Here is an 11,058-nt window from a genome sequence, read left to right as displayed (position 1 = left end):
CTGCTCGGGCGGCCTGCATGACGACCATCCGCCTTTCTCTCGACACCCCCGAGCTCGCCCAGGCCTACGAGCACGGCAGCGACCGGCAGTTCAACCACGGCAAGCTCCTCATCGAAACGCTGGGCGTGCGGCGCGGCCAGCGTGTGCTCGACGTCGGCGCGGGCACCGGCCGGCTCGCCGCTCACGTGGCAGAGATCGTCGGCCCCGAGGGCAGCGTGACGGCCATCGATCCCCTGCCGCTCCGCATCGACATCGCCCGGCAGAAGGCCCGCGCGAACCTCGCGACCGCGGTCGGCCGCGCCGAGGACCTCTCCGCCTTCGCTTCGAAGAGCTTTGACGTCGTGTACCTGAACAGCGTCCTTCACTGGCTGAACGAAGCCCAGAAGGAGCGCGCCATCGCCGAGGCGGCGCGCGTGTTGAAGCCCGGCGGCAAGCTCGGATTCAGCACGGGATCGCGGGAGAAGCCGCACCAGATCGAGCCGATCCAGCGCAAGGTGCTGGCCGAGCTCGGGAGAGACGCCCAGGACAATCGCCCGCACAAGCTGACGGTCGACGAGGTCCGGGCGTTGCTCGAGCGCGCCGGCTTCATCGTCGACACGGCGGAGATCCTCACCTTCGTCGACCACGCCGCCGACGTCGACGAGATCTTGACGCACAGCGGGTCGAGCTCGTTCGGCAACCACCTCTCGCACCTGAGCCCCGAGGAGAAGCGCGAGGTGCGCGAGCGGCTCGCGAAGGAGGTCGAGGCGTTCCGCACGCCGCAGGGGATCCGGCTCGAGCGCAACCTCATCTTCGCGATCGCCCACACGGCAGGCAACTAGCCCGCCCGCCGGCGCCGCTTCAGTCCAGCGCGCCTCGCGCGCGAGAGCTCTGCTAGAATCGAGCGACCATGCGAGGGGAAGAGGTGGAAAGGCGCATGCTGCGGCGCCGGCTGAGCGGTACGGCGGGATTGCTGCTCCTCGGTGCTGCGGCCTGTGGCACCACCCCCGACCGCCCGAGCGGAGCGACAGGCGGCGCTTCCACGGGAGCCTCGAGCGCCGGCGCGGGCGGCGGAGGCGACGCGACAGCTGGCAGCGGCGGCTCCGGGGCCGCCGAGCCGTCCGGGGGCGGGCAAGCGGGATCTCCCGAGGGGCGTGACTGCGGGACGGTGGGGGAGGTGATCGCGGTGGGCGCGAACCTCCTTGAAGAGGCGACCGGACCCGCGCCCGAGCTGGAGCGCTTGCGTGGCTGTACGCGCTTTCTCGGCACGCTTCATCTGCTGAGCCTGGACGGGCCGGAGGCGATCGACGCGCTCACGGATCTCAGGGAGATAGCGGGGTCCTTGCTGCTCTATTCGCCTCCTGAGGATCTCGGGCCTCTGTCCAACCTGACGCGGATCGAAGGTCGGTTGCTGGTCGTGGCGGCGCCGGAGGCCTTGCGCGGCCTGGAGTCGATCCAGTACGTCTCCGGGCTGTGGCTCTACCAGAGCGGCTTTGCCGACTTCTCGTGGCTTCCTGCTCTCGCGGAGATCGGCGCCTCCATGATCGCTCGGCGCAACGCGCAGCTGACCGCTGAAGCATTGGAGTCCTTCGCGACGTCGCACGTGCGCAGCGGCGCGCTGGTGTCCCTCACGAACGCCGTTCCCAAGGAGCCGCCGGACCCCGATGCCGAGGCGGTCGTGTGTGGCCAGCCAGACGATCTGGTGATCGTGCCCTACACGAGCGTGGCTGGATGCACCCGCTTCCGGGGCTCGATCCACCTGAGCGATACGACGCCGGGCGCCTTGGAGCCCCTCTCCTCCCTCGTCCACATCGACGGCTCGCTGACCCTCTTCCGCAACCACACGGACGACTTCACCGCGCTGCGCAACCTGCGCCGCGTCGGCGCGAATTTTCAGATGCATCTGCTGGAAGGGCCGGGCCTCGACGGGTTCGACGCCCTCGCGGAGGTGGGTGAGCTCAGACTCCAGAGCTCGGGTGATCTCACGAGCTTCGACTGGCTCCCAGCGCTCACCAGCGTTCGTGAATCCGCCTTGGCGGTGAGGGGGCTCCCCCTGTCCATGGAGGCCTTGGAATCTTTTCTTTCGCGCCTGGACATCGGGGGCGAGACCGCGGTGATGACCCTCGACTGACGCGTCCTCGTTGCGTTCAAATTCACCGCGCCGCCCGCGCGCGGCTGACGAGCGCCGCCGCGCCCGCGAGCCCGGCGAGGCCAGCCACCCAGGGCCAAGGGGACGTCTTCGTCGCCGAAGGGAGGGTGACCTTGCCGAGGTCCGTCTCTTCGACCACCTCCTTGATGTGCGGGTACACGCGGATGAAGGCGAGCGCTCCAGCGACCATCCCGAGCAGCCCGAACATCGCGTCGTGCCGGCCTTCGCCGACGGCGGCGAGGGTCGTGCCGGGGCAATAACCGAGGATCGCCATCCCAGCGCCGAAGGCCACACCGCCCAGGATCACCGAACGTACCTGGAACGGCTTCACGTCGAGCTCGGTCGCGCCGGCCGCGCGCAGGCCGTGCGTGCCGATCGAGCCGGCGGCCGCCGCGGTCGACATGATCCGCGCAATGCTGCTGTCGCGCAGCAGGAGCTGCTGGATGATGAGGTCGGCATCCGAGGCCCCTCCTCGCTGGAGGAGGGCGCCGAACGCGGTCCCGGTCGCGAGGCCGAGCACGAGTCGTCCGAGCGGATCCCGCTTCATCGCGCGCCTCCTCGAAACAGGAGCTTCGCCGCCAAGACGGCGCTCACGCTCATCGCGACGTCGAACGCGAGGCTCGCCGCGGCGAGCTGCATCGTGCCGCTGATGCCGTGCCCGCTGGTGCATCCTTTGCCGAGCCGCGCGCCGAACATCATCAGGGCGCCACCGCAAAACGCGGCGGCGTAGCGCTTTCCGCGGCTCTCCCCGAGCCGCGCCCGCCATGCGTCCGGCAGCGTGGATCCTCGCGTGCCCGAGGCGCGCGAGGCCAGGAACGCGCCAAGGACGATGCCCGGGGCGAGCAGCACCTCCCAGTCGATCTTCGGCGTCGTCTCCCGCTTGGCCACGAACTCGTTCACCCGGCTGGCCTGCGGCGCGAGCCGGCGCGCCAGCGCGCTCGCCCCCGTCTCGAACGCGGACGTCACGCCGAGAGGCCGCTTCGCGGTCCCCATCGCGAACGACTCCAGCGCTCCGATCGCGAGCCCGGCGATCTCCGGTGCCCAGCGCGTGCCTCCCGGCGAGCTCATCGTCGTGCTCCTTCGATATCCATGGTGGTGATCGTGCGCTCGGGGCCCTGCTTCTTCGGCAAACCGACTTTCTCCCACGCCGTCATCCCGCCGAGGACGTTGGCGACCTCGGTGAAGCCGCGGCGACGGAGGATGCTCGTCGCGAGCCCAGCGCGATGCCCGACGCTGCAGACGAGCGCGATGCGGCCATGACGCGGCAGCGCGGGCTGGACCTTCTCGAAGTGCTCGTCGAGATATCCCACGTACATGTGCCGCGCGCCTTCGATGTGCCCCTCCGCCTCGAACTCCTGATCATCGCGGACGTCGAGCACGGCGACGGCGTTGCCCGCGTCGTGGAGCTCGCGCGGGGTCATCGTGCCCGTCTTCTCGATGGGCATGCCCGCGTCCCGCCATGCGTCGAACCCTCCGGCGAGCACGCCGGACACGTGATCGACGCCGACGCGCGCGAGGTGCAGGACCGCCGCCTCCACGTCCGCGGCGCGCGAGACGACCAGGTACACCCGGGTCGTCTCGTCCGCGACCCACCCGCCGAACACCGGGAGCCCAGCGAACCAGAGGTTCAGCGAGCCGGGCAGGTGGCCCGACGCGAACGCCTCGGGATCGCGCGCGTCGAGCACCAGCCCCTGCCTGGATTCCGACGCGAACTTTTGGGGCGGCAGGGAGGGTACTTCGCCGGGCTTCGCGGAGAGCGGCTTGCCCCCTTCGAGGTTCAGCCTCTCCATCAAGCTGAAATAGGGTGGGCGCGGGATGCGCTCCGCGACCTTGGCGCGGGCGAAGTCGTCGGCCGACCTGACGAAGACGGGATTGTAGGCGCGCTCGAGGCCGAGCGTGGAATCATCGCGCTCCGCGATGTTGCCCCCGCAGACCGAGCCGGAGCCGTGGGCGGGCCAGACGAGCGCCTGATCCCCGAGCGGGAGGAGCTTCTCGTGCACCGAGGCGAAGAGGAGGCGCGCGTTGTCGCTGGTCTTCTCGCGGTCGGGCAGGTCGGTCCGGCCCGTCTCCCCGATGAACAGCGTATCGCCGGTGAAGACGCCAAAGGCGCGCCCGGGCGCGTCCGGGAGGAACACGGCATAGCAAGTGCTCTCCGGCGTGTGTCCCGGCGTATGGAGCGCGCGGATGCGCAGCCCGATCAGATCGAGCTCCTCGCCGTCCCGCATCCGGATGTCGCTCTGTCCGAAGAGCCGATGATCTCCGCTCACGATCTTCGCGCCCGTCGCCTTCGCGAGGGCGCCAGAGCCAATGACGAAGTCCTCGTGGCGGTGCGTCTCGAGGATGAACTTGATCACGAGGTCCCACTCTCGGGCCGCCGCGAGGACCTCGTCGATGTCCCTCCGCGGGTCCACCACGATCGCCTCGCCCTTGTTGCCGAGCAGGTAGGCGATGTGAGCGAGACCTGGAGTCTTCATCCGGTGTAGATGCATGCACGGGAGTGGATGCAAGCGAGGCGCCAGACCGACCGCTGCGAGCGATCGGCGCGACGCGCGAGCTCAAGGGATCACCCGTCGCGCGCAGGACCGCCACGCCTCGACCTGTCCGCTGTGGCGAGATGGTGCGTCACGAGGCGCGAGCGACAGCGCCGGCGTCCTGCCCGCCTCGTCCGCGACGGCTGCTTCCCATCGCCGGAAGAAGCCAGAGCCGCCCTGACGCGGCGCTCACGCCGCGCGGATATCGCTCTGGAACGGGGAGACGTTCTCCCGGAACATGAGCCAGACGAACAGGCATCGCATCTCGAAGTACTCGTCGGCCGCGATGCCCGCGAGCGTGGGGTCGAGCTCGCCGATGTCGTGCCCTTCCCAGAGGAAGCCCGGCACGCCGCGCGCCCGGCTGACGAGCCCGCCGCTCTGCAGCTGGTCGCGCGCGCGGAACCAGCGGGTGAGCGACATGTTGACCGCCGCCGTGAAGTCGGGCCGGTGCGCGATGCGCTCCGGCAGCGCGACCTGGTCGAGGCCGGCTGACCAGCAAAGCCAGCAGAGGGCGGCCCACTCGGCTCGGGCCCTCCGCATCAGGAGAGAGACCGGCAGGGCTCCTGGGTCGAGCGCCTCGTCCACGGTGAGCTCGACTGTCTCGACGCCATTCTCGGTCTCCTCGGTCAAGGTCGCCTCCGTCCGCGCGAGCTCCACCGGCCCGTCCGGCAAGAGGTGCGACAGGTCGGGCGGGAGCCACGGACAGGGCTCCGTGCCCGGCAGGCTGCGCTGCACGGCCTCGCGCAGGCGCAGCAAGCGGGTGGCGTAGAGCTGGATCTTCTGCCGAACCTGCTCGATCGGCTGATCGAGCTCGACCGTGGCCGATGCGTCGCCGGGCACCGGATCGATGGCCTGGCGCGCCGGCCAGAAAGCAAACTCCGGGTACAGCAGCCGCACGAAGGTCCTGAGGTGCTCGGCCACGCCGGGGGCCTCGGCCTCGACGCGGTCGGCGTCCTCGAGCACCCCGCGCGTGTCGCCGAGCTCCAGCCGCAGGAGCGCGCGCGTGATGCAGGTCGAGCGGCGCTCGGGCACGAGCAGCAGCGCCGCCTCGACGAGCGAGAGCGCAACGCGACGCGAGCCCCGGAAGACGGCGGCGAGCGTGCGGTAAGCTGCGCTCGGTTCGGCGCCGAGCAAGAGCTCGTCCAGGACGCCGAGCGCGGTCGTGTCGGACGCGTCGAGCAGCGCTCGCCCGCGTTGCTCCACGACCTCGGGTTTCGGCTGCAGCGTCGCGCCGCGCAGGAACTCGGCGAGCCTCTCTCGCTCGCCCCCGCGGGCCGCCGCGCGGGCCGCGGCGCAGCAGGCCTCGCGCGCGCGGCCGTCCTGCAAGAGCTCTCGCGCGAGGGCCCAGACGCGCTCGGCGTCCCATGCCGCGAGGTCTTCGGCGAGCGCGGGCGACGCGCCGAGGCTCGCCTCGTCGAGGGCCGCGCCGAGCTCGCGTCGAACCACCGGCCCCCCGTCCGCGTCGAGCCCCGTGAACGCTCCGACCGGGTGACCGTGCGTGTACTGGCCGCGCTCCTCGCGCACGCGCCGGTCGAGGTAAGGGCTCGTGTCCGGATCGGGAAACCAGCGGACGGACGGGCCGTGGAAGCGTCCCTGGGGATCGAGGTGCCGCTCCTCGGAAGGGCGGCCCAGCGCGTCGTACCGGAGCTCGCGATGACGCGCGCCAGCGCGAATCTCGATCTCCTGAGAGGGCTTGCCCTCGCGCGTGAAGTAACGGTCGATGAGCGAGGCCGAGGCGTCGTCCTCCTCGCGGACCAGCCATCGTTGCGAGCCGTGGTCGTAGTCGGCCTCTCCGGCGACGCCGGCGGGTCGGTCGGGCCAGCGGGAGCCGTCCGCGGAGATCGGGTGCCCGTCGCGGTCGTGAAAGACCTGGCGCAGGATGCTCCCTTGTCGATAGCGCGTTCGCAGCTCCCAGGCGCCGGGCGGCACACAGCACGGTCGTAGCCTGAGCTCCGTCGGGGCGTCGCTGCCGTACACCACCACCTCGCCGTCGAGCTCGCCGCCCCGGTAGCGCCCGCGCTGCGCGGGTTGACCGTTCGGGTGGAACAAGGTGAACGGCCCGTCCTTCACCCCGCCCGCGTAGCAGCACCGCGAGAGCAACGAGCCGTCGCTCGCGCGGTAGACGTGGCACTCGCCCGAGCGACGGCCGTCGGCGTCGGTCTCCACGAGCTCGAACGTGCCGTGCTCGGGGTTGTACCTGGCTGAAGGAGGAATCGACGGAGGCCGCTCCGCGCCGTGGTGTGCCGTGGAGTCCACGCATCGCAGTCTATCGGCTTTCGCGCCGAGAAGGCGGCCCTTCACGCTGATTGCAAAGATCCACGAAGCGCGGGTTCGGGGCGAGCGGCGCCTGCCCGAGCGCCGCTCCGGACCACCGAAGCTCGACCCTCTCGACGACCGCGGCCAGCGCAGCGGATCGCTGCTGTTGGCGCCGCGCTACTGGTTGGCGGTGTCGCCGGTGCAGATGACGAACTGCGTCGCGCCGTCCAGGGCTGCGCCGTCGCCGGTGAACCGGACCTGGCGGCGCTCTGTGGACGGGCACTTGGCGACGACTTCGTCTCGGCCGAAGCCGAGCCGCGGGTCGACATAACACCACCCGTGCACCTTCTCGCCGCCGACCTCGACCGGCGCAGGAGGCACCGTGTTCTGGCACGCCGCGAGCTCGTCCGGCGTTTTCAGCTGCTCGACCTCGCAGACGCAGTTCCAGCCGTTCGCCGCCGCCACCGGATCCTCGAGCACCATCCGCTTCGCGGCGAGGTTCTCGCGGAGCACCTCCCGCCGCGCCGTGAGCCCGTCGCAGCCGCACTTCCCCTCGGCTGTGCTCCGCGCCTCGAGGACGAGGCAGCTGACCTGTCCGCTCTCGTTCGGCTGGAGCGCGCGGGGCAGGCACTGCCCGCCGAGCTTCGTCTTCAGGCGATCGACGATCGCGCCGATCGCCGGCCGATAGCCGAAGTCGAGCCGGTCCTCTCCCGTGAACTCGAGCTGCGCCGGGCACACCGAGCCGACGATGCCCTGCTCCCCGAGGTCCCGGATGAGCTCGAGCTGCCGCAGGCCCGGATAGGCCTTCGCGCTGACCTGGAGGTTGCTGTCGGTGCCGTCGGGGTTGTCCTTGCACAGGGGGCTGTCTCGGTCTTCACTGCCCTTGCAGTCATCGCCCGTCACGGGATCGAGCAACCGGAACGTGCAAGCGTACTGGAGGTCGCCGAAACCCGGGTTGGGGTTCCATTCATGGCCGTTGATGTCGTTGGCGTCGTCCGGCGAGTCCGGGCCGGCGATGCGCGTCCCGGTGATCGGGTTCTCGCCGTCGCGAGGGAGCGGCGACTCGATCATGTGGGGATCGCCGGGGCTCCGGCGCGACTTCGGATCTCCGAGGATGATGTCCCAGGTGCTCGCGAAGCTCGCGTTGGGAGCGCTCAGCTCCTTCGCGCTCTTGAAGCCGCCGACGCGGTTGCCGTCCTGGTCCCTGCCTTCCCGGAGATCGGGCTGGCCCGCGTCGTCCTGGCGCGCGATGTCCTGCCACGGGACGCCCACGAGGCCCGCGAAGAACACGTACTCCGGCGGACGGACCGCGCTGTTCTCGTCGTCCGGGTCGAGATCCGAGAAGATCGGGTTGTCGACGAGATTGCCCTGGTGATCCTGGATCCGCGCCTGCGTGAGCGCGTCCGTGTAGCGGTCGATCGGGTAGAGCAGATCGATGCCGAACCGGCGCTTCTGGTCGAAGCAGCGCAGGTTGTGCGGGTCCTCGTTCGGGAAGAGCGTCTTGGGCTGTCCATCCGGTCCGCAGGTCTCCTCGTCCAGCGGGCACTCGCCCCTGTCCGACCCGCAGGACTTGCAGCACGGGTCGTCCAGGCCCTTCTCCGCGCACTCCCTTCGCGGCGCGAACATCCGAAAAACGTCGCCGTCGTCGTCCTTCTGCCTCGCGACCCAGAAGGCGTTCCCTCCCTCCTTGATGGAACAGTCGTTCTCGTCCGACAGCATGACGATCGCGAGGAGCGAGTCCGGCCGCAGGAACGCCTTGCGCTGATCCAGGAGCTTCCTGTCCACGCCGCGCCGCTCCGCTTTGCCGTTCACCACCTCGAGGGTCTCGTAGGGCGCGGGGTCCACGAGGAAGCGGTACCAGCTCTCCAGCTGCGACTCGAAGCCGCAGCCGTTGTCGGCCACCCCTCGGACCATGTTCGTCAGCGCCGGCACCAGGCCGCGTCCCGCGCCGTCGTCGAGGATCGACTCGCCCGCGGGGCTGAGCTTCTGCTCTGGATCCCAGGCGAGGAACCCCATGTTCTGGTAGGTCGGCGGGTCGTTGTCTGCGTCGTTGTGGTCGTCCCTGTCGCTCCGGGCGACGAGGTGTCCCCTGTCGTTGTTGAAGACGAGCGGTCCCTCGGGGCACGAGTCCGCGCCATGGCTGCCGAGGCTCGTGCTGATGATCCCGATGTGGATGTCGACGACGGGCTCGAACTCGCGCTCCTTGCCGCTCGGGCAGCGGCCGTCCTCCCCCGGCGGGGACGATTTCAGGGGGTCCAGCGGATCGATGCACCGGGGGTCGACCAGGCGCCTCACGAGGTCGGGAACGGCCAGCGCGAGGATGTCCTGCTTGTCCTTCATCGACGACGAGTTGTCGATGGTCAGCAGGAGATCGATCTTGTCGACGCGCCGCGGGAGCCGCTCGACGACGGTGCCAGTCGTGCGCGTGTCCTGATGGGCTATCGGGCGGCTCAGGCACCCCGGGAGGAGCGATGTGCCGCCGACGACGAGGGAGCACAAAAGCGACGCTGCCGCGCGGGCAGCGCGTGACGGAGGACGAGCGGGCATGGATCCTTCCTTGCGCGAGAGATGGAGTGGGCCCTTCGCGCGCCATGCGCGCGGAGCCGGCGCGCCCGTCTCGCGCGGAGTGGGTGACAGGCCGCCTGGCGATCGCGTATCAGACGCCGAGAGGGGGTGTTCTCTTGGCTACGTGGCGAGATGAGCGCGACCCCATCACGAAATCCACGAACCACGGAGAGACCGCGGTGCGGTGGCCGCGTCGCACAGTGGCGGCACATCCGCCGTAGCGGCTCGCGGCACGGGCGGCACAGCGGCCATCGCGGGCGGAGGCGCCGCAGTCACGGCACGGGCGGCACAGCGGCCATCGCGGGCGGAGGCGCCGCCGCCTCGTCGGAAGCGGAGGCGGCCTGCGCCGGCATGCGATAGTATTGAAAAGTTACGTGTAGAGAGAAATCGTGAAGGCCGGGCGCCAGGGCGTCCTCGGCCGGCGGCGGGAGCTCAGCTCTCGGCGGAGGCGGCCGTCTCGGCGCCAGCGACGAGCGGCGCGTACTGCGCGAGGGATTTGCTCCAGCGCTTGTGCTTGCGGCCGGGCTTCCGGGAGCTCTGGGTGCTCCGCTCCTGCTTCTGGGTGACCTTGAGGGTGAGGTGCTGGTGCTGGCGCGTAGGGCGATTCATGGCGGCGGATGCTGGTCGAACGCGCCCCGCTCCGCAAGCCTCAACGCGACGGAGCCCGCGCCTGCTCGCTCCGTCCGTCCCGCTCCGTCCCCAGCCGGCCGAAGCTGTGGATCCCGTAGATGAGCACCAGGAGCGCGAGCACCGTGAGCCCCATGCCCGCGTCCGACGGCCCGACGCCGACCAGCGCGAGCCCGGCGACGAGGAGCAACCCACCGCCGCCTAGCGCGCGTCGCGCGCGCTCCTCGGCGTCTCGCTCTCTCCGGTGCCCCCGGCGGCGCGCCGGCCCGTCCTCCTCGAGCGCGCTCACTGGAACTTCTGCGTCCGCGCGTAGGTGATGAAGTCCTGCACGTCGCGCGTCAGCTCGCGCTCGGCGGTGATCGTCGTGCGCTCGTGCGACTCGCCGACGAGGTCGTCATAGAGGTAGTTCTGCTGGTAGAGGAGCACGAGGCGAATGGCCCCGTCCGGCCCGCCGCGGACGACGCGCAGCTTCTCGTCCCGGCCGTTCGGCGGCGGGATCGCGGCGCCGAGCGCCTGGGCGTCCTCCTCGGTCACGTAGACGACGCCGTACGAGCGGCTCTGCACGCCGACATCGACGCGCACCTTCTGCCCGCTGGTCAGCTCGACCTCGCGCCCGCGCGCCGGCTGCGCGCCCTCGTGCGCCATCGCCCGGCGGATCACCTCGATCGCCCTGCGCTCGTCGAGGGCGCGCATCGGGTTCGGCGCGCGCGCCTCGCCGCCGCTGCACGCCGCCAGCGCGAGCGCCGCGGTCGCGATCCCCAGCGCGAGGCGCGCCGCCCGTCGCGCGCCGCCGAGGAGACGGCGCGCGTCCCGAGCCTGCCCGGGCGCGAGCGTGCGCGCTGAAGGCCGATGCTGAAGGGGGCCGAGATGGGGAGCCCCCGAGCCTTGATGAAGCTTCCTCGACATGAGCGGCATGAGAGTAGCCAACCGCCCGGAGCTTCGCTACTTCTC

10 protein-coding genes are annotated in these 11,058 nt (G+C 70.7%); 2 read left to right on the top strand and 8 right to left on the bottom strand.

Features of this window, described 5'->3' with window-relative positions; translation table 11 throughout:
• The first annotated feature begins 17 nt into the window (after window positions 1-17).
• Window positions 18-821 carry a class I SAM-dependent methyltransferase gene (locus WME73_RS31510; protein ID WP_437911932.1) on the top strand — a complete coding sequence of 268 codons (804 nt, stop codon included), beginning with the start codon at window positions 18-20 and terminating at the stop codon, window positions 819-821.
• A 344-nt stretch (window positions 822-1,165) separates the two neighbouring features.
• Window positions 1,166-2,110, top strand: a complete 945-nt coding sequence (locus WME73_RS31505) for a hypothetical protein (RefSeq protein WP_437740072.1) — start codon at window positions 1,166-1,168, stop codon at window positions 2,108-2,110.
• 22 nt (window positions 2,111-2,132) lie between these two features.
• Here the strand turns inward: WME73_RS31505 and WME73_RS31500 are convergent, their stop codons facing one another.
• The 8 genes from WME73_RS31500 to WME73_RS31465 form a co-directional block, all read right to left on the bottom strand.
• Entirely contained in the window at window positions 2,133-2,675 is a 543-nt protein-coding gene (locus tag WME73_RS31500; protein ID WP_437911931.1) for a DUF6691 family protein, read from the bottom strand.
• Window positions 2,672-3,196, bottom strand: coding sequence for a YeeE/YedE thiosulfate transporter family protein (locus tag WME73_RS31495; RefSeq protein WP_437911930.1), 525 nt, complete (start codon window positions 3,194-3,196; stop codon window positions 2,672-2,674). Before WME73_RS31495 ends, WME73_RS31500 begins: the two co-directional genes overlap by 4 nt.
• Window positions 3,193-4,602 (bottom strand): MBL fold metallo-hydrolase, encoded by a 1,410-nt coding sequence (locus tag WME73_RS31490; RefSeq protein ID WP_437911929.1) that lies wholly within the window; start codon window positions 4,600-4,602, stop codon window positions 3,193-3,195. Before WME73_RS31490 ends, WME73_RS31495 begins: the two co-directional genes overlap by 4 nt.
• Before the next feature lie 246 nt (window positions 4,603-4,848).
• Entirely contained in the window at window positions 4,849-6,915 is a 2,067-nt protein-coding gene (locus tag WME73_RS31485; protein ID WP_437911928.1) for a toxin-antitoxin system YwqK family antitoxin, read from the bottom strand.
• 177 nt (window positions 6,916-7,092) lie between these two features.
• Window positions 7,093-9,462 (bottom strand): hypothetical protein, encoded by a 2,370-nt coding sequence (locus WME73_RS31480; RefSeq protein WP_437740067.1) that lies wholly within the window; start codon window positions 9,460-9,462, stop codon window positions 7,093-7,095.
• Between the two features lie 450 nt (window positions 9,463-9,912).
• The gene (locus WME73_RS31475; RefSeq protein WP_437740066.1) at window positions 9,913-10,089 is read right to left on the bottom strand and encodes a hypothetical protein; all 177 of its coding nucleotides are present in this window, start codon (window positions 10,087-10,089) and stop codon (window positions 9,913-9,915) included.
• Between the two features lie 40 nt (window positions 10,090-10,129).
• Window positions 10,130-10,396 (bottom strand): hypothetical protein, encoded by a 267-nt coding sequence (locus WME73_RS31470; protein ID WP_437740065.1) that lies wholly within the window; start codon window positions 10,394-10,396, stop codon window positions 10,130-10,132.
• Entirely contained in the window at window positions 10,393-11,013 is a 621-nt protein-coding gene (locus WME73_RS31465; RefSeq protein WP_437911927.1) for a hypothetical protein, read from the bottom strand. The genes WME73_RS31470 and WME73_RS31465 overlap by 4 nt, the downstream gene beginning before the upstream one ends.
• Window positions 11,014-11,058: the final 45 nt, after the last annotated feature.

This window comes from Sorangium sp. So ce302 (assembly GCF_051530145.1).
GTDB classification, from domain to species: domain Bacteria; phylum Myxococcota_A; class Polyangia; order Polyangiales; family Polyangiaceae; genus Sorangium; species Sorangium cellulosum_B.
This window is presented reverse-complemented; position numbering and strand designations above follow the sequence as displayed.

Excerpts from the sequence above, each read along its gene's own strand:
- WME73_RS31495 (WP_437911930.1), bottom strand. The coding sequence starts at position 3,196 with ATGAGCTCGCCGGGAGGCACGCGCTGGGCACCGGAGATCGCCGGGCTC.
- WME73_RS31500 (WP_437911931.1), bottom strand. The coding sequence starts at position 2,675 with ATGAAGCGGGATCCGCTCGGACGACTCGTGCTCGGCCTCGCGACCGGG.
- WME73_RS31475 (WP_437740066.1), bottom strand. The coding sequence starts at position 10,089 with ATGAATCGCCCTACGCGCCAGCACCAGCACCTCACCCTCAAGGTCACC.
- WME73_RS31465 (WP_437911927.1), bottom strand. The coding sequence starts at position 11,013 with ATGTCGAGGAAGCTTCATCAAGGCTCGGGGGCTCCCCATCTCGGCCCC.
- WME73_RS31490 (WP_437911929.1), bottom strand. The coding sequence starts at position 4,602 with ATGAAGACTCCAGGTCTCGCTCACATCGCCTACCTGCTCGGCAACAAG.
- WME73_RS31480 (WP_437740067.1), bottom strand. The coding sequence starts at position 9,462 with ATGCCCGCTCGTCCTCCGTCACGCGCTGCCCGCGCGGCAGCGTCGCTT.
- WME73_RS31510 (WP_437911932.1), top strand. The coding sequence starts at position 18 with ATGACGACCATCCGCCTTTCTCTCGACACCCCCGAGCTCGCCCAGGCC.